Raw genomic sequence first — 17,645 nt, forward strand, 5'->3', positions numbered from 1 at the left:
CGCCCTGTGGACAACTCATTGCCCCAGGCAGTCATGTCGTATCGTCGACTCGTGCCCGCCGACGAGCCGCGGCGGCGGCGCCGAAGGGGAGGAGCCCTCGTGACACAGCAGGTCCCGTCGACCGAGCCCGAGCTGGCCGGAGTGCGCAACTTCCGTGATGTGGGCGGACTTCCGACCGTGGACGGACGGCGAGTGCGCCAGGGCGTGCTGTTCCGCAGCGGCCACCTCGCCCACGCGACCGGGGAGGACGCCGCCTTCCTGACGACTCTGGGCCTGCACACGATCTTCGACTTCCGCAATGCTGCCGACCAGAAGCTCGAGGGGCCGGATGTCGAGCTGCCCGGCGTGCGCAATGTGAACCTGCCGCTGAGCGACCCCGCCGACGGCGCCGAGTTCTGGAAGATGGTCCGCGACGGCGACCTGGACCAGCTGCGCGAGATCCTGTCGGACGGCAAGGGCGCGGGTCGTATGATCGCCTCGTACCGCACGATCATCAAGCACCGCACGGACGAGCACTCCCGGGTGCTGCACGCGCTCGCGCAGGACAGCGTCCCCGCGCTGATGCACTGCGCGGCGGGCAAGGACCGCGCGGGTCTGTCGGTCGCGGTGACGCTGCTGGCGGTGGGCGTCGAGCGCGAGGCGATCGTCGAGGACTACCTGAAGTCGAACGCCAAGCATCGCCGTTACAAGGTGCACCGCAGCAGCTCCGCCGCCTCGGCCTACTCCCCCGAGGTCATGGAGCTGCTCAGCCCCCTCTTCGACGCGCGCGCCGAGTACCTGACGGCGGCCTTCGACACCATCGAGGAGACCTGGGGCGGCGTCGACGCCTACCTGGAGAAGGGGCTGGACCTCACCCCGGAGACCCGGGAGCGGCTGCGCGAGCGGCTCCTCGACTGAGGGGCCGACGGGGCTACTTCGCGCCGAGCGCGAAGAGCAGGTACACGAACGCGGCGAAGATGTGGCCGGCGATGAGGTAGACGAACAGCCTCACCCACAGGGCGCGGGGGAACTTCTCCTCCATCTCGCTCATGACGCGCCTCCAGGAGTGGGGCCCAGGCACAGGGCGGCCGTGGGGCTCTGCAGCAGGGTGTGGACGAAGAGCAGGTCGACGCCGTCGTGGTCCTCGGCCGCGATCCGGTGCGGGGTGAGCGAGTCGAAGTGGGCGCTGTCGCCGGCCGCCAGCCGGTGTGTGCTGTCCCCGAGGCGCAGCCGCAGCCGGCCGCGCAGCACATGGAGCCACTCCTCGCCGGGGTGGACGCGCACGACGTCGCCCTGGGATCCGTGGGGGACGTGGACCCGCAGGGCCTGCATCCCGCGGCCCGGGGCGCCGGCCTGCCAGTACGTCCAGCCGCCGGCCGCCGTGGGTTCCATGTCGGCCGCGCGGATGACGGCGTCCCGTCCGGCGACCGTCTCGCCGAGCAGTTCGGCGACGGTCGTACCGTAGACACGGGCGAGCGCGAGCAGCATCGGCAGCGAGGGCTGGCGCTGCCCGGTCTCCAGACGGGAGAGGTGGGCGGGCGACAGCCCGGCGGCGCGGGCCGCGACCTCCAGGGTGAGGGAGGCCTGGCGCCGCAGGACCCGTAGCTGGGGCGCGACGGCGGGCAGCGCACCGGGCGCGGGTTCGGCCGGCGAGTCGGCCCCGGAGGGCCGCTCGGTCTCGGAGGGGCTCATGCCTCCATTCAGCCGGACCTTTGCCTCACCGGCAAATTTCTTGCCTCACAGGCAAATCCGGCTACCGGTTGGCCACCGCCTGCTTGACCAGGGTCTTCCCGAAGTCCCACACGAGCCCGCCGTTGTGCGCGTCGTCCATCACGGCCGTGAAGGCGTCGACGAACCGGTCCACCTCCCGCTCGCCGATGATCAGCGGCGGGATCAGCTTGATCACCTCCATGTGGTCGCCGGAGACCTGGGTGAGGATCCGGTGCCGCTGGAGCAGCGGCACGACGACCATCTGCGCGAAGAGCCCCTTGCGGGCGGCCTGGAGCATGGCCCAGCGGCTGCGCAGCTTCAGCGACCTGGGCCGTCCGAACTCGATGCCGATCATCAGGCCCCGGCCCCGGACCTCGGCGAGCATCTCGTACCGGCCCGTGAGCGCGGCCAGCCGGGATCTGAGCCGCTCCCCGGTGGCCCGGACGTTCGCGACGATCTGCTCGTTCTCCATCACCGACAGCACCGCGAGGCCCGCCGCCATGGCCTGCGCGTTGGATCCGAAGCTCGCCGAGTGGACGAGGACGCGGTCCATGGACGAGTAGACCTTCTTGAAGATCCAGTCCTTGCCGATCGTGGCACCGACCGGCACGTAGCCGCCGGAGAGCGCCTTGGCCACGCACACCAGGTCGGGTTCGACTCCGTCCTCGTGCTGGTAGGCGTAGAAGTCGCCGGTCCGGCCGAGGCCGGTCTGCACCTCGTCGGCGATGAGCAGCGCCTTGTGCCGGTGCAGAAGTTCCTGGGCGGCCCGCAGCCAGCCGGGCGGGCCCGTGAGGACGCCCTTGCCCTGGATCGGCTCGACGATCAGCGCGGCGACGTCGCCCTTCCGCAGCTCCCTCTCCAGCGCGTCGAGGTCGCCGAGCGGGACGGCCGTGTCGGGCAGCAGCGGGGCGAAGCCGTCGCGGAAGCCGGACTCGCCGTTCACGGAGAGGGAGCCGGTGGTCAGGCCGTGGAAGGCGTGCGCGCAGTACAGGATCCTGGGCCTGCCGGTGACGAACCGGGCGAACTTCAGGGCGCCCTCGACGGCCTCGGTGCCGCTGTTGCCGAAGAACACCCGGTCCAGGTGCGGGCTGTGCGCGAGCAGCTTCTCCGCCAGCAGGCCCGGCAGCGGCTGGCAGTCGAAGCGGGTGAGATCGGCGAGCTGCGTGTCCAGGACGTCGTGCACGGCCTTGCGCACCACGGGGTGGTGGCGGCCGAGGCCCATCACCCCGAAGCCGGCGAGCATGTCCAGGTAGTCGTTGCCGTCCGCGTCCCAGAAGTAGGCGCCCTCGGCGCGCTCGTAGACCCTGTCGAAGCCGATGGTGTGCAGCATGCGCGGGAGCTGGTGGTTGAGGTACCGGGTGTGCAGCTCGTAGCGCTCGGCCCCGCGCTCGGCCAGCAGCTTGCCGAGGTCGAACTCCCCGGCCTGCGACGACTCCGACGCGGACTCGGCGGTTGTCATTCCAGTGGCTCCTTGGACGGCTCTTCCTTGACGGCCAGGCTCGCGCCGATCCGTCCGGCGACCTCGACGGGTGTCAGGCCGATGTCGGCGAGCACCTCACCGCGCTTGGCGTGTGCGAGGAACTGCTCGGGGATGCCGAACCGCCGTACCGGCACATCGACGTCGGCGTCGCCCAGGGCCAGCGCCACGGCCGAACCGACCCCGGCCGCGCGGCTGTTGTCCTCGACGACGGCCACCAGACGGTGCTCGGCGGCGAGGCCCGGGAGCGCCGGGTCGACGGGCTTGACCCAGCGGGGGTCGACGACGGTGCAGCCGATGCCGCGCGCTTCGAGCAGCTCGGCGGCCTGGAGGCAGACCGTCGCCATCACGCCGACGGCCACCAGGAGAACCCGCGGCCGAGGGGAGCGGTGCAGCACGTCCAGTCCGCCCACCCGGTCCACGGCCGGGACCGACGGGCCGACGGACTCCTTCGGGAACCGCAGCAGCGTCGGCGCGTCGTCCACGGCGACCGCCTCGCGCAGCTGGGCACGCAGCTGGTCGGCGTCCCGGGGCGCGGCGATCCTGAGACCGGGCACGACCTGGAGCACCGACATGTCCCACATGCCGTTGTGGGAAGCGCCGTCGACGCCGGTGACCCCGGCCCGGTCCAGGACGAAGGTCACCCCGCAGCGGTGCAGGGCCACGTCCATGAGCAGCTGGTCGAAGGCCCGGTTGAGGAACGTGGCGTAGACGGCGACGACCGGGTGCAGGCCGCCCGTCGCCAGGCCGGCCGCGGACACGGCGGCGTGCTGCTCGGCGATGCCGACGTCCCAGACCCGGTCCGGGAACCGCTCGGCGAAGGCACCCAGGCCGACGGGATGCAGCATGGCGGCGGTGATCGCCACCACGTCCTCGCGCTCCTCGCCGATCCTGACGATCTCCTCGCCGAACACCGAGGTCCACGAGTGGCCGCCGGACGGCGAGAGCGGTGCGCAGGTCAGCGGGTCCATCACGCCGACGGTGTGGAAGTGGTCCTCCTCGTGGGCGAGGGCGGGCTCGTAGCCGCGGCCCTTCTCCGTGAGGCAGTGGACCAGCACCGGCCCGTGGAACCGCTTGGCGCGCCTCAGCGCGGACTCCACGGCCCCGGTGTCGTGCCCGTCGATCGGGCCCACGTACTTCAGGCCCAGGTCCTCGAAGAGGCCCTGCGGGGCGAACGCGTCCTTGAAGCCCTTCTTGGCGCCGTGCAGAGCCTCGTAGAGGGTGCTGCCGACCAGGGGCGTGCCCTGGAGGACGTCCTTGCCCCAGGCGAGGACCCGCTCGTAACCGTCGGTGGTGCGCAGGGTCGCGAGGTGGTTGGCGAGGCCGCCGATGGTGGGGGCGTAGGAGCGTTCGTTGTCGTTGACGACGATGATCAGCGGGCGGTTCTTGGCGGCCGCGATGTTGTTCAGGGCTTCCCAGGCCATGCCGCCGGTGAGGGCCCCGTCGCCGATGACCGCGACGACATGGCCCTTCTCGCCCTGCACCTGGCGGGCCTTGGCGAGCCCGTCGGCCCAGCCGAGGGCGGTGGAGGCGTGGCTGTTCTCGATGACGTCGTGCTCGGACTCCTCGCGCGAGGGGTAGCCGGACAGGCCGCCCTTGCCGCGCAGCTTGGAGAAGTCCTGGCGGCCGGTCAGCAGTTTGTGGACGTAGCTCTGGTGGCCGGTGTCCCACAGGATGCGGTCGACCGGCGACTCGAAGACCCGGTGCAGGGCGATGGTCAGCTCCACCACGCCCAGGTTGGGTCCCAGATGGCCGCCGGTCCTGGCGACCGCGTGCACCAGGAACTCCCGGATCTCTTCGGACAGTTCCCCCAGTTCCGCCTCGGACAGCGCCTTCAGGTCGCGTGGTCCCCGGATGCTCTCCAGAATCGTCACGTCGGGCCCCCTTCGAATTCCGTGCTGCTCAGCTCACGGTGACGGCCGGCTCCCCCGACCCCACGCCGTCCTGCTCCAGCTGCTCGGCGATCTTCATCGCCTCTTCGATCAGCGTCTCGACGATCTTGGACTCGGGGACGGTCTTGACGACCTCGCCCTTGACGAAGATCTGCCCCTTGCCGTTGCCGGAGGCGACCCCCAGATCGGCCTCCCGCGCCTCGCCGGGCCCGTTGACCACACACCCCATGACGGCGACCCGCAGCGGCACCTCCATGCCGTCGAGCCCGGCCGTGACCTCCTCGGCGAGCTTGTAGACGTCGACCTGGGCGCGTCCGCAGGACGGGCACGACACGATCTCCAGCCGCCGCTCCTTGAGCCCGAGGGACTGCAGGATCTGGATGCCGACCTTGACCTCCTCGGCCGGCGGCGCGGACAGCGACACCCGGATCGTGTCGCCGATGCCCCGCGACAGCAGCGCCCCGAACGCCACCGCCGACTTGATCGTGCCCTGGAAGGCGGGCCCGGCTTCCGTGACGCCCAGGTGCAACGGGTAGTCGCACTGTTCGGCCAACTGGCTGTACGCCTCGATCATCACGACCGGGTCGTTGTGCTTGACGGAGATCTTGATGTCCCGGAAGCCGTGCTCCTCGAAGAGGGACGCCTCCCACAGGGCGCTCTCCACGAGCGCCTCCGGGGTGGCCCTGCCGTATTTCTGGAGCAGGCGCCGGTCCAGCGACCCGGCGTTGACGCCGATGCGGATCGGCGTGCCGTGGTCCTTCGCCGCCTGGGCGATCTCCTTGATCCGGTCGTCGAACTGCTTGATGTTGCCGGGGTTGACGCGGACGGCCGCGCAGCCCGCCTCGATGGCCGCGAACACGTACTTCGGCTGGAAGTGGATGTCCGCGATCACGGGGATCTGCGACTTGCGGGCGATGGTCGCCAGGGCGTCCGCGTCGTCCTGCGTGGGGCAGGCGACCCGGACGATCTGGCAGCCGGACGCGGTCAGCTCCGCGATCTGCTGCAGCGTGGCACCGACGTCCGACGTGCGGGTCGTCGTCATCGACTGCACCGACACCGGGGCCCCTCCCCCCACCGCCACCGGACCGACCTGGATCCGGCGCGAGACGCGCCGCTCGGCGATCGGCCGGAGCGGCACCTCGGGGACGCCCAGCTCAATGGCGGTCATGGCCTCACTCCCTGTTCCCGGAGACCGTCTCGCGCATGGCGCGCAGCGACTCCTTGAGCGATCCCATGGTGGCGAGGACGGCGGTGGGCTCGTAGCCGCAGTGCGCCATGCAGTTGGCGCAGCGCGGGTCCTTGCCGCGGCCGTACTTGTCCCAGTCGGTGTCCTCGACCAGCTCCCGGTACGTCGGCACGTACCCGTCGCTCATCAGGTAGCAGGGGCGCTGCCAGCCGAAGAGCGAGTAGTTCGGGATCGCCCACGCCGTGCAGGGGAAGTCGACCTTGCCCTCCAGGAAGTCCAGGAAGAGCGGGGAGTGGTTGAGCCGCCAGCGCCGCCGGTTGCCGCCGGAGAAGGCCTTCTTGAACAGCTCGCGGGTCTGCTCCACGCCGAGGAAGTGCTCCTGGTCGGGGGCCTTCTCGTAGGCGTAGGCGGGCGAGATCATCATCTCGTCGACCTGGAGGTCGTCGTTGAGGAAGTTCAGCACCTCGATGATGGTCTGCGGGGTGTCGGTGTTGAAGAAGGTCGAGTTGGTGGTGACCCGGAAGCCGCGCTGCTTGGCCTCCTTGATCGCCTCCACGGCCTCGTCGAACACGCCCTCCTTGGCGACCGACTCGTCGTGCCGCTCGCGCAGGCCGTCGATGTGCACCGCGAAGGCGAAATAGGGCGACGGCGTGAACTTGTCCATCTTCTTGCGCAGCAGCATCGCGTTGGTACAGAGGAAGACATACTTCCGCTTGGCCACGAGCTGGCGGACGATCTCGTCGATCTGCGGGTGCATCAGCGGCTCGCCGCCGGCGATGGACACCATCGGGGCGCCGGACTCCATGACCGCCCCCACGGCCTGGGCGACCGGCATCCGCTGCTTGAGCACCCCGGCCGGATGCTGGATCTTGCCGCACCCCTCGCACTTGAGATTGCAGGCGAACAGCGGCTCCAGCTCGACGATCAGCGGGAACTTGTCCCGTCGGCGGATCTTCTGTTCAGCCAAGTATGTAGCGACCTTGATGGACTGTCGGAGCGGCATGGCCATCTGGCTCACCTCCTGGGGAGCAGCAAGGAACGGTGCCATTCGAAGAAAGCGGGAAGGACGGAACGAAGAACACGGAAAGCTGATATTCCACCGCGCACCGTGCCGATCCGGACGAGTTCATGTTCAGGAGCGTCCACGACCACCCGGACGGCCGCAACCGGGCGCTCGCCCGCGCGCACGGCGCTCAGGAGCGTGACGGCGGACTCCATGTCGACCGCGATCGCGCCGGTCGCGCGCAGCGCGGCCCGTTCGGGGCCCCGGACGACGTGGTCGGAGCAGGTCAGCGGCCCGGTGTGCACGGTGCGCCCGGGCAGCGCGCGGGTCAGTTCCTTGACCAGCAGTTCGGTCCCCGCACAGGGGGTCGTGCCGCGCGGGTCGCGGGTCTCCTCGGCGACGACGAGATCGCCGGGGTGCATGCCGGGCGCGAGCCCCGCGCAGAAACCGGTGGCCAGGACGGCGGCGTCGCGCAGGGCCGGGTCGGCCAGCACACGGGTGACGGCCCGCTCGGCGGCGGCCGGCCCCATGCCCGTCCGCAGGACCGTGACCGGCCCGTCGGCCCCGCCCCGGCCGCCCGCGCGCAGGGCGAACTGCTCGATGCCGAGCGCGCAGGCGATCAGCAGCGGGACCGGGGCGGGCTGTGCGCTCATCAGCTCCCCTCGGCCTCGACGAGCGGCAGTCCGGTCGCGCTCCCGGGGAGGGCCCCGGCCTGCCCGCTCCCGCGGAGCTTCTCGGCGAAGGGCTCGCCGTGCAGATACCGGCCGAGCGCGGTGAGCGGGAACACCTGCCGGTAGAGGTGGTAGTTGATCGAGAAGTCCCACGGGAAGCCCGTCCCCGTGAAGTACGGCTCGTCCCAGGAGCCGTCCGCCCGCTGGGTCGCGGCCAGCCACTCGACGCCGCGTTCGACGGCCTTGGAGTCCCGCTCCCCCGCCGCGAGCAGGGCCATCAGCGCCCACGCCGTCTGCGAGGCGGTCGAGGCGCCCCGGCCGCTCCATTCCCTGACGTGCTTGTAGGAGCGCAGGTCCTCGCCCCAGCCGCCGTCGTCGTTCTGGACCGACTCCAGCCAGGCCACGGCCCGCCGGATCGCCGGGTGCGCGGCGGGAATGCCGGCGGCGGTCAGAGCGGGGACGACGGACCCGGTGCCGTAGACGTAGTTGACGCCCCAGCGCCCGAACCACGAGCCGTCCGGTTCCTGCTCGGCCAGCAGCCACTCGATGCCGCGGCGGGTGCGCGGGTCGTGGGCGAGTCCCTCGACCGCGAGCATCTCGACGACGTGCGCGGTGACGTCGGCGGAGGGCGGGTCGATGACCTCGCCGAAGTCGCAGAACGGCAGCCGGTTCGGGAAGGGGCTGGTGTTGTCGACGTCGAAGGCCGCCCAGGCGCCGTTCTTCGACTGCATGCCGAGCGTCCAGCGCACGCCGCGCGCGGCGGCCCGGTCCAGCCGCTCCGGGTCGGGGTGGACGATCCGGCGCAGCGCGAGGATCACCTCGGCGGTGTCGTCGATGTCGGGGTAGTTGTCGTTGTGGAACTCGAACGCCCAGCCTCCGGGCGGCAGTCCGGGCCGCTTCACGGACCAGTCGCCGGGCCGGACGATCTCCTCGCCCAGCATCCAGTCGGCCGCCTTCACCAACTGCGGGTGATCGGCGGGCAGTCCGGCGTCGACGAGGGCGATCGCGGCCAGGCAGGTGTCCCAGACCGGCGACTGGCAGGCCTCGATCATCCGGGCCCCGTCCTCGCGCCACACGGCGAACCGGTCCAGGGACGCCAGCCCCTCGCGCATCACGGGGTGTTCGAGGTCGTAGCCGAGCAGGTGCAGGGCGATGATGGAGTACACGGCGGGCGGCTGGATGCCGCCCCAGCAGCCGTCGTTCTCCTGCCGCTCGATGATCCAGCGGGCGGCGCTGTTCATGGCGGCTCTGCGCAGTCTGCGCGGCGCGGCCTTCCGCAGGGCGTGCAGGCCCCTGTCCATCCGCTGGAACGCCCCGTCCCAACTGAACGGCGGCGCCAGGGGCTTGGGCGGGTTGGGAAGGTCCGGGTCGGTGTGCAGCTCGTCGAGCGGGAAGGGTGCGGGGCGTACCGGCCGCATCGCGGACACGATCGTCAGCGGGACGATGGTCTGCCGAGCCCAGCAGCCGAAGTCGTAGATGTTGAGCGGCACCCACTTCGGCAAGAACACGAGTTCCGGAGGGAGTTCGGGCAGGTCCTCCCACTTCCACCAGCCGAACAGGGCCAGCCAGATCCGGGTGAAGACCCGGGCGGCGGCGATGCCGCCCTGCGCGCGGATCCAGGCGGAGGCCTTCGCCATGTGCGGGGCGTCGGGGGCGTCACCGGCCAGGCGGAGGGCGACGTACGCCTCGACGGTGGCGGACAGTTCGCTCGGCCCGCCGTAGAAGGTGGCCCAGGTGCCGTCCTCGCCCTGCTCGCCGCGGATGAAGAGGGCGGCGGCCTGTGTGGTCTGCTCGTCGCGGATGCCGAGGAACTGACGGAGCAGCAGGTCCTCGGCGTCCATCGTGACGTTGGTCTCGAGGTCGCCCTTCCACCAGCCCTCGGCGTCCTGCAGGGAGAGCAGGAAGTCGGTGGCGCGCCGGGCGGCGCGCGCGGCGGCTTGCGATGCCCCGGCCGCCCCGGCGGTGTGCGTGTCGGTGTCGCTGGCCGCGGCGGCGCGGGGTGGCAGGGCCCCGGTGCTTCCGTCGGTCGTCGCTGTCATGGCTTCCCCTTCCTGCAGTGGTGCAAGGTGTGCAGCTGCTGTGGGTCCGCCGTCGGCCGGTGCTCCGTGATCTCGCGGCACCGGCCGGCGACTACGCGAGGGCTATTCGGCCGATAGTGATCATCTCTTCCGTACGACGACGAAGTCCGCGAGGGCCGTGAACTGGTCCCGCACCCGGTCGGGCATGTCGACGGCGTCGAGGGCTTCGATGGCGATGGTGTGCTGGCGGCGTGCCTCGTCGGCGGTCCACTCGCGACCGCCGGCCTCTTCGATGAGGGCGGCGCGGGCCGCGAACTCCTCCTCGGAGAAGTTCTCGAAGTCGCTGGCCTTGGCGTCGGCGGCGAGAAGCTCGCCGAGCCGCTCGGAGGCCGGGCCACCCGCCGCGAGGGCGGCCACGACCGGCAGGGACTTCTTGCGCTGGCGCAGGTCGCTCCAGGTCTGCTTGCCGGTGGAGACCGGGTCGCCCCAGATGCCGAGCAGGTCGTCGACGGCCTGGAAGGCGAGGCCCAGGTGGTAGCCGTACTTCTCGAGGGTGTCGGCGGTGTGGTCGTCGGCGCCGCCGAGGACCGCGCCGATGGAGCTGGCGCAGGCGAGCAGGGCGCCGGTCTTGTTGCCCTCCATCTCCAGGCACTCCTCGACGCTGACGCGGTCGCGGTGCTCGTAGGAGATGTCCTGGGCCTGACCGTCGATCAGGGCACGGCTGGCGGTGGTCAGGCGGCGGGTGGCGCGGCCGGCCTCGACGGTGCCGAGTTCGAGGAGCACCTCGTTGGCGAGGGCGAACAGGGCGTCACCGACCAGGATGGCCTGGGCGGGGCCGTGCACCTTCCAGACCGTGTCACGGTGACGGCGCTGCTCGTCGCCGTCCATGAGGTCGTCGTGGAGGAGGGAGAAGTTGTGGACGAGCTCCACGGCGACGGCGCCGGGGATGCCGGTCTCGGGGGCGGCCGACATGACCTCGGCGGACAGCACCGCGAGGGCGGGGCGCACGGCCTTGCCGCCGTCCCCCTCCGCGGGCCTGCCCTGGGCGTCGATCCAGCCGAAGTGGTAGGCGGCAACAGTGTCCATGGGAGGTGCCAGGCGGTCGATGGCCGCCCGCAGTACCGGAGTGGCCAGGGTCCGGCCGCGCTCCAGCAGCGCGGTCACGTCCACCGCCTCGGCAGTCTTCGAGGCCGGGGGCACAGTGGGCACAGTCTCTCCTCTTGTTGCGGTACCGGGGGTGCGGGGGCCGCCTGCCGCGCCGGCCTGGGCCGGCATCATGCCGCCTCCTCGAACTCGAAGAGGGCTTGCGGACGGGGCCGGCCCAGGGCGCCCAGCACGGCGTCCGCCGCGCTCACACCACTGCGGACCGCACTCTCCATGGTCGCGGGCCACCCGGTGGCGGTCCACGCTCCGGCCAGGTAGAGGCCGGATGCCTTGGTGCGGGCGTGGGGCCTGAGGCGCCCGACGCCGGGGGTGGGAGCGAACGTGGCGGTGCGCTCCCGGGTGACGAAGAAGTCCCTCACGTCGGCGCCGCGGGCCAGGGGCAGCAGCCGCTCCAGCTCGGGCAGGTACCGCTCGCGCAGCACGGCAACGGGCTCGTCGATCTCGTCCTGGGCGACCGACTGCGACAGGGCGAGGTACTGGCCCTCGCGCAGCCCGGACGCGTCGGTCCGGTCGAAGACCCACTGCACGGGGCTGCCCAGGGCGGCGAAGAACGGGCGGCCCAGGACCTTGCGGTCGTACACCACATGGACGTTGAGGATCGGCGCGGTGTCGATCTCCAGCAGCCGTTCGGGCGCGTCGAGGGCGCCGGCCGGCAGCAGGTCGTGCGCCTCGCGCTGCGGTACGGCGAGGACCATCGCGTCGGCCTCCAGCGTCTCGCCGGGGACCTGGACGGTCCACCGCCCGTCCGCGTTCGCGGAGAGGGAGGTGACGCGGGTGCGGAGCTCGGTGCGGACACCCGCGGAGTCGAGGGCCTTGCGGGCCAGCCGGTCGTGCAGGTCGCCCAGCGGGACCCGGGCCCAGCCGATGTCGGCCGCGCCCGGGTCGGACAGCAGGCCGGTCTTGAACACCATCGCGGCGAGCGCCAGGGAGGCGTCGGAGGCGACCGCGTTGAGGGTGGCGATCCCGACCAGGTCCCACAGGGCCTCGACGGCGCGCGGCGACTGGCCGTGCGCGGCGAGCCAGCTGCCGAAGTCCTGGGTGTCCAGCGCCGGGTCGGCGAGGTCGAGTCCCTTGAGCGCGAGTGCGGCCCGGCCCACTCGGGCGCGGTCGGCGAGCGACAGGTGCGGATAGGAGGCGAGGCTGCGCCCGAGGTGCAGCGGCACGGGCAGGGCGTCCCTGCGGAGCCTGCCGAGGCGGCGCCCCTCGGGCCGGGCGAGGTCCAGGACGGGTACGTCGAGCCGGTCCTGCAGCGGGGCCAGCGCCGTGCCCTCGATGCGGTCGAGGAACCAGCGGTAGGCGGTGCAGCAGCGCAGGTAGACGTGCTGGCCGTTGTCGACGGTGAGATCGCCGCGCTGGAAGGAGAAGGCCAGACCGCCGAGCCGCGGCCTGCCCTCCAGCAGGGTGACGCGCACTCCGGCGTCGGCCAGCGCGAGCGCGGTGGTGACACCGGCGAGCCCGCCGCCCACCACGACGGCGTGCCCCGCCTGTGCGGCCGGCCTTCCGGGCCGAGTGCCGTGGGTCATCGCGCGCCCTCCTCCATGGCCGAGGCGTGCTGCTCGAACGGTGTACGACCGGCCGTCTTTGTCAGGGACGCGGCCCCGCGCCGGAGGGTTGCCCGCCGCTTTCCGCCGACGGCGGCACCTGTGTCCCTCACGCACGCCTCCTGACGGTCCGCCGGGTCACGTGCCGGGCGTCGAGACCGGACAGACCGCGCACGGCGACGTAGGCCTTCTCCCGCCCGGGCAGGGAGACCCGGCCGCGCAGCACGGCCTCCGGGTCGCGTTCGATGCGGTCGAGGAGGCGGCGGTAGATGCCGGCCATGGCGGCGACACAGGCGCCGCTGCGCCGGTCGAGCATGGGGAGCAGCCGGTAGCCCTCGGCGAACAGAGCGCGGGCCCGTCGCACTTCGAAGTGCACGAGGCCCGCGAAGTCGGAGCCCTCCGGCGGCCGCGGCCCGCTGAAGCCTGCCGAGCAGCCGAACTTGGCGAGGTCGTCGGCGGGCAGATAGGTCCGCCCGCCCACGGCGTCCTCGCGGACGTCTCTGAGGATGTTGGTGAGCTGGAGGGCGAGCCCGAGCGTGTCGGCATACTCCGGCGCGCGGTCCACGCCACGCGCCCCCGGTTCCGTGCCGAACACGCCGAGCGAGAGACGCCCGATGGCGCCCGCCACGCAACGGCAGTAGACCTTCAGGTCGTCCCAGGTCTCGTAGGTCTCGCCGCGGACGTCCATCAGGACGCCGTCGATGAGCTCGTCCAGACCTCCGAGCGGGATCGGGAAGTGCCCGGCCGCGTGCGAGAGGGCGACGGCCACCGGGTCGGTGTCGTCCTCGCCGACCTCGTCCTCGCGGATCCGGGTGAGCAGCGCCCGGGTCTCCTCCAGCCTGGCCGTCTTGACGTCGTCGGCGAGCGCGCCGTCCCCGATGTCGTCGACCCGCCGCGAGAACGCGTACAGCGCCGACATCGCGCGGCGCTGTGGCGTCGGCAGCAGGCGGATGCCGTAGGCGAAGTTACGGGCCTGCCTCCCGGTGACGGCCTCGCAGTAGCTGTAGGCGGCGAGTACCGGTGGGGACGCGTGTGGTTCCGACTCCACGGTCCGGATCACCCCTCTCCTCGCAGAGTCACGCCCACCTCACGCAGCAACCGGAGCTTGCCGGGCTTGGGCGGGCCGGGAAGTACGTCGTACTCGGCGGCGGCGATCGCGTGCACGGCCGCCCTTCCCCCCGCCACGAACCCCGCGAGCAGCAGTTTCAGCCTGCCGTGGACGCTACCCACCAGGGGGGCGCCTTCATTCAGGAGATCCCGGGCCCTTTGCGCTTCGTACGCAATCAGCGCACGGACCGACGCTCCGGCGGATTTCGTGGCGAGATCCGCTGCCTGGACGTGGAAGCGTTTCATGTCGGCCGCGGGCAGATAGACGCGGTCGCGGCCGAGGTCCTCGGCGACGTCCTGGAGGTGCTCGACGATCTGGAGGGCCGTGCAGATCATGTCGGAGCGGCGGATCCGCTCGGGCGTCGAGGTACCGGTGACGGCGAGGACGAGGCGGCCGACGGGGTTGGCGGAGAGCTCGCAGTAGGCGAGCAGGTCGTCGTAGGTCTCGTAGCGGCCGACCAGCTGGTCCTGGCGGTTGGCGGCGATCAGGCCGAGGAACGGCTCGGGGGTCAGCGCGCAGCGGCGCACGGTCGGCTGGAGGCGGCGCAGCAGGGGATGGCGCGGGGTCGCGTCGAAGACGCGGCGCAGGTCGGCCTCGAAGGCGTCCAGCAGGACCAGGCGGTCCTCGGCCTCCCGCGGGGACACACCGAGCAGGCGGGCGTCGGCGCCGCCGGGGGCCAGGTCGCCGTCACCGATGTCGTCGACCAGGCGGGCGAAGCCGTAGACGGCCATGAGGTCGGTGCGCCAGGCCCGGGGCAGGAAGAAGGGGGCCACCGGGAAGTTCTCGCCGGCGGCCTTGTCGAGCGTGCCGCGCTCCGCGTCGAGGGGGCGTGCCGTGCCGGTTCCCGTCACCGTGGGCTGCCCGGCGCGGGGACGGCACGTGCTGCGTGGAGCTGGGGAGTTTCCGTAGCCATCGCCGTCACATCTCCCGTTCTACACTGCCGACCCAATACACACTATTTCGGACACGCCGCCCAGCCGTCCGCACGACGGCCCGACGGGCGGTGTCGCGCATTATTGCCCTGATTGCCGTGTTTCGGGACCGGTACAGCTTACGTTGTACAACGCGACACGGTTCGTCAGGGTGTTCCGACACATCACGAGAACACACCGATTGGCCCCAAGATTCCTGAGACGGGCCGGAGTTGACGTTTCCTTTGCAGACGCCGGGCCCCGCCGGAGCAGTTCCGTCGGGGCCCTGGCCGAATCCGGACTACTTGCCGGTGAACTTCTCGTACTCCTTGAGGACCTCGTCGGTGGGGCCGTCCATGCGAAGCTCGCCGCGCTCCAGCCACAGGACGCGGTCGCAGGTGTCGCGGATGGACTTGTTGTTGTGGCTGACCAGGAACACCGTGCCGGCTTCCTTGCGCAGCTCGCGGATGCGGTCCTCGGAGCGCTTCTGGAACTTGCGGTCGCCCGTCGCCAGCGCCTCGTCGATCATCAGGACGTCGTGGTCCTTGGCCGCGGCGATGGAGAAGCGGAGCCGGGCCGCCATGCCGGAGGAGTACGTGCGCATGGGCAAGGTGATGAAGTCGCCCTTCTCGTTGATGCCGGAGAAGTCGACGATGTCCTGGTAGCGCTCCTTGATCTCCTCGCGGGACATGCCCATGGCGAGCCCGCCCAATATGACGTTCCGTTCGCCGGTGAGGTCGTTCATCAGGGCCGCGTTGACACCGAGCAGCGACGGCTGGCCGTCGGTGTAGACCTTGCCCTGCTCGGCGGGGAGCAGGCCGGCGATGGCCCGCAGCAGGGTCGACTTGCCGGAGCCGTTGGAGCCGATCAGGCCGATGGCCTCACCGCGGTACGCCACGAAGGAGACGCCGCGCACGGCGTGCACCTTGCGCACCCCCCGCTCCTCCCCGCGCTTGATGATGCGGCTGAGGGCGGCGGTGGCGCTGCCCTTGCCGGTCTTGGCGCCGTTGACGCGGTAGACGATGTGGAGGTCGTCCGCGACGACGGTGGGAATGCGTGCGTCCTGTTGCTGCTCAGCCACGGCCGTACCTCTCCTCCGCCTTCCAGAAGTACACGAAGCCGCCGATGGCGAACAGCACGGCCCAGCCGCCCGCGGCCGCCCAGACGTGGTCGGGCATGTACGCCGAGTCGTACTCGTCGATGAGGGCGAAGCGCATCAGGTCCATGTAGATCGCTGCGGGGTTCCACTGCAGGACGTTCGCGATCCACTGGGGCTTGCCCTCCAGGAAGATCGGGATGGAGAACATCACCCCGGACGCGTACATCCACGTCCGCATCACGAACGGCATCAGCTGCGCGAGGTCGGGGGTCTTGGCGCCCGCCCGGGCCATGATCAGCGCGAGGCCGGTGTTGAAGCAGAACTGCAGGACCAGCACCGGCACGATCAGCAGCCAGGACAGATCCGGGTAGTGGCCGAAGCCCACCGCGACGGCGAACAGCACGATCATCGAGAACAGCAGCTGCTGGAGCTGCTGCAGCGCGAAGGAGATCGGCAGCGAGGCGCGCGGGAAGTGCAGGGCCCGGACCAGGCCGAGGTTCCCGGAGATCGCGCGCACGCCGGCCATCACCGAGCTCTGCGTGAAGGTGAACACGAACACGCCCGTGACCAGGAACGGGATGTACACCTCGCGGGGCAGGCCCCGGTCGGCCTCCAGGAGCAGGCCGAAGATGAAGAAGTACACGGCCGCGTTGAGCAGCGGCGTGGCCACCTGCCACAGCTGGCCGAGCTTGGCCTGGCTGTACTGGGCGGTCAGCTTCGCCCGGGAGAAGGCGAGGATGAAGTGCCGCCGGTCCCAGAGCTGACGGACGTACTCGATGAGGGTCGGCCGGGCGCCGCTCACGGTGAGCCCGTGCTTGGCGGCGAGTTCCCTCGCCGTGAGGCCCTCGTCGGGCGCCGCGGGCGCGCTCATCGCGACCGTGGCGTCGTGCGTTGTCTCACTCACTAGTGGAAACTTTCGTCTTCGAGATGCTCGGCCTGTGCCGGGTCCGGCAGGAGCCGGGGCCAGGGTACGGCCCGGGGGCTCCCGGGTTTTCCCGGATACGAGCTTGTCAGATGACGGGGGGACGGCCCAGCCGGGTCAGCCGCCACACCGTACGCCACTTCATGGGCCGGCGGGGGCCGCACGAGGTGGTCCAGCCCTCACGGAATCCGCCGAACCAGGCCCGCAGCGCACTGCGGGAGGGGCGGCGCACCAGAGTGAGCAGCAGCCACACGCCGAGGTAGACGGGGACGAGCGGCGCGGGGAGGTTGCGGCGGGCCAGCCAGACGCGGTTGCGGGCGACCATGCGGTGGTAGACCGCGTGCCGCGAGGGAGCGGTCGTCGGGTGGTAGAGCACCATGTCCGAGCGGTAGTCGATCATCCAGCCCGCGTCGAGGGCCCGCCATGCCAGGTCGGTCTCCTCGTGGGCGTAGAAGAACTCGTCCGGGAGTCCGCCGACGTCGGCGAAGACGCGGGTGCGGACGGCGTTGGCGCCGCCGAGGAAGGTCGTCACGCGCGAGGAGCGCATCGGGTCGGCGGCACGCAGCCGGGGGACGTGGCGGCGCTGGGTGAGACCGGTCTTCGGGTCGGCTATGCGGAAACTCACGATGCCGAGCTTCGGGTCGGCCTCGAACGCCTTGCGGCACAGCTCGGCGGTGTCGTGGCCCGCGAGCAGTCCGTCGTCGTCCAGGAAGAGCAGGACGTCGACGTCCCGGCCCGCGGGGCCGAAGGCCTCGATGCCGACGTTGCGGCCGCCGGGGATGCCGAGGTTCTCGGGCAGCTCGATGGTGCGGACGCCCTCGGGGACGTCCGGGACGGGCGAGCCGTTGCCGACGACGACCACCTCGACGCGGTCGCCGTCCTGCTTGGCGACGGAGTCGAGCAGGGCGCGCAGTTCCTCGGGCCGGTTGCCCATGGTGATGATGACGGCGCCGACCTTCATGCC

Annotated in this window: 17 protein-coding genes; 1 reads left to right on the forward strand and 16 read right to left on the reverse strand. The window is 71.4% G+C overall.

Annotated elements, in window-relative coordinates:
- Positions 1 to 99 precede the first annotated feature (99 nt).
- Positions 100 to 897 (forward strand): tyrosine-protein phosphatase, encoded by a 798-nt coding sequence (locus HDC93_RS01210; RefSeq protein ID WP_185006264.1) that lies wholly within the window; start codon positions 100 to 102, stop codon positions 895 to 897.
- Between the two features lie 13 nt (positions 898 to 910).
- Here the strand turns inward: HDC93_RS01210 and HDC93_RS01215 are convergent, their stop codons facing one another.
- The 16 genes from HDC93_RS01215 to HDC93_RS01285 form a co-directional block, all read right to left on the reverse strand.
- Positions 911 to 1,030 carry a DUF6126 family protein gene (locus HDC93_RS01215; protein ID WP_185006266.1) on the reverse strand — a complete coding sequence of 40 codons (120 nt, stop codon included), beginning with the start codon at positions 1,028 to 1,030 and terminating at the stop codon, positions 911 to 913.
- A complete protein-coding gene (locus tag HDC93_RS01220; RefSeq protein ID WP_185006268.1) occupies positions 1,027 to 1,671 on the reverse strand; it encodes a helix-turn-helix domain-containing protein in 645 nt (214 codons plus the stop codon). The genes HDC93_RS01215 and HDC93_RS01220 overlap by 4 nt, the downstream gene beginning before the upstream one ends.
- 61 nt (positions 1,672 to 1,732) lie before the next feature.
- Positions 1,733 to 3,148, reverse strand: a complete 1,416-nt coding sequence (locus HDC93_RS01225) for an aspartate aminotransferase family protein (protein ID WP_185006270.1) — start codon at positions 3,146 to 3,148, stop codon at positions 1,733 to 1,735.
- Positions 3,145 to 5,040, reverse strand: a complete 1,896-nt coding sequence (gene dxs, locus HDC93_RS01230) for a 1-deoxy-D-xylulose-5-phosphate synthase (RefSeq protein ID WP_185006272.1) — start codon at positions 5,038 to 5,040, stop codon at positions 3,145 to 3,147. The genes HDC93_RS01225 and dxs overlap by 4 nt, the downstream gene beginning before the upstream one ends.
- 28 nt (positions 5,041 to 5,068) lie before the next feature.
- Positions 5,069 to 6,226: a flavodoxin-dependent (E)-4-hydroxy-3-methylbut-2-enyl-diphosphate synthase gene (ispG, locus tag HDC93_RS01235; RefSeq protein WP_185006273.1), complete on the reverse strand. Its 1,158-nt coding sequence runs from the start codon at positions 6,224 to 6,226 to the stop codon at positions 5,069 to 5,071.
- A 4-nt stretch (positions 6,227 to 6,230) separates the two neighbouring features.
- Positions 6,231 to 7,253, reverse strand: a complete 1,023-nt coding sequence (hpnH, locus tag HDC93_RS01240; RefSeq protein WP_185006275.1) for an adenosyl-hopene transferase HpnH — start codon at positions 7,251 to 7,253, stop codon at positions 6,231 to 6,233.
- Positions 7,254 to 7,258: 5 nt separating this feature from the next.
- On the reverse strand, positions 7,259 to 7,900 hold the full coding sequence (locus tag HDC93_RS01245) for a 1-hydroxy-2-methyl-2-butenyl 4-diphosphate reductase (protein WP_185006276.1): 642 nt from the start codon (positions 7,898 to 7,900) through the stop codon (positions 7,259 to 7,261).
- A complete protein-coding gene (gene shc, locus HDC93_RS01250) occupies positions 7,900 to 9,957 on the reverse strand; it encodes a squalene--hopene cyclase (RefSeq protein WP_185006278.1) in 2,058 nt (685 codons plus the stop codon). Before shc ends, HDC93_RS01245 begins: the two co-directional genes overlap by 1 nt.
- A gap of 120 nt (positions 9,958 to 10,077) precedes the next feature.
- Positions 10,078 to 11,145, reverse strand: a complete 1,068-nt coding sequence (locus tag HDC93_RS01255) for a polyprenyl synthetase family protein (RefSeq protein WP_185006280.1) — start codon at positions 11,143 to 11,145, stop codon at positions 10,078 to 10,080.
- Positions 11,146 to 11,210: 65 nt separating this feature from the next.
- A complete protein-coding gene (hpnE, locus tag HDC93_RS01260) occupies positions 11,211 to 12,623 on the reverse strand; it encodes a hydroxysqualene dehydroxylase HpnE (RefSeq protein ID WP_185006282.1) in 1,413 nt (470 codons plus the stop codon).
- The gene (locus HDC93_RS39565; RefSeq protein WP_398983375.1) at positions 12,620 to 12,754 is read right to left on the reverse strand and encodes a DUF6380 family protein; all 135 of its coding nucleotides are present in this window, start codon (positions 12,752 to 12,754) and stop codon (positions 12,620 to 12,622) included. The genes hpnE and HDC93_RS39565 overlap by 4 nt, the downstream gene beginning before the upstream one ends.
- Positions 12,751 to 13,701, reverse strand: coding sequence for a presqualene diphosphate synthase HpnD (hpnD, locus tag HDC93_RS01265; RefSeq protein ID WP_185006285.1), 951 nt, complete (start codon positions 13,699 to 13,701; stop codon positions 12,751 to 12,753). The genes HDC93_RS39565 and hpnD overlap by 4 nt, the downstream gene beginning before the upstream one ends.
- The gene (hpnC, locus tag HDC93_RS01270) at positions 13,698 to 14,600 is read right to left on the reverse strand and encodes a squalene synthase HpnC (RefSeq protein WP_185006287.1); all 903 of its coding nucleotides are present in this window, start codon (positions 14,598 to 14,600) and stop codon (positions 13,698 to 13,700) included. Before hpnC ends, hpnD begins: the two co-directional genes overlap by 4 nt.
- A gap of 361 nt (positions 14,601 to 14,961) precedes the next feature.
- A complete protein-coding gene (locus tag HDC93_RS01275) occupies positions 14,962 to 15,741 on the reverse strand; it encodes an ABC transporter ATP-binding protein (protein WP_185006289.1) in 780 nt (259 codons plus the stop codon).
- Entirely contained in the window at positions 15,734 to 16,663 is a 930-nt protein-coding gene (locus tag HDC93_RS01280) for an ABC transporter permease (protein ID WP_185006291.1), read from the reverse strand. Before HDC93_RS01280 ends, HDC93_RS01275 begins: the two co-directional genes overlap by 8 nt.
- 106 nt (positions 16,664 to 16,769) lie before the next feature.
- Positions 16,770 to 17,642, reverse strand: coding sequence for a glycosyltransferase family 2 protein (locus HDC93_RS01285; protein ID WP_185006293.1), 873 nt, complete (start codon positions 17,640 to 17,642; stop codon positions 16,770 to 16,772).
- Positions 17,643 to 17,645 lie beyond the last annotated feature (3 nt).

Origin of the sequence: Streptomyces sp. AK010 (genome assembly GCF_014207295.1) — a bacterium.
Classification (GTDB): Bacteria; Actinomycetota; Actinomycetes; order Streptomycetales; family Streptomycetaceae; genus Streptomyces; species Streptomyces massasporeus.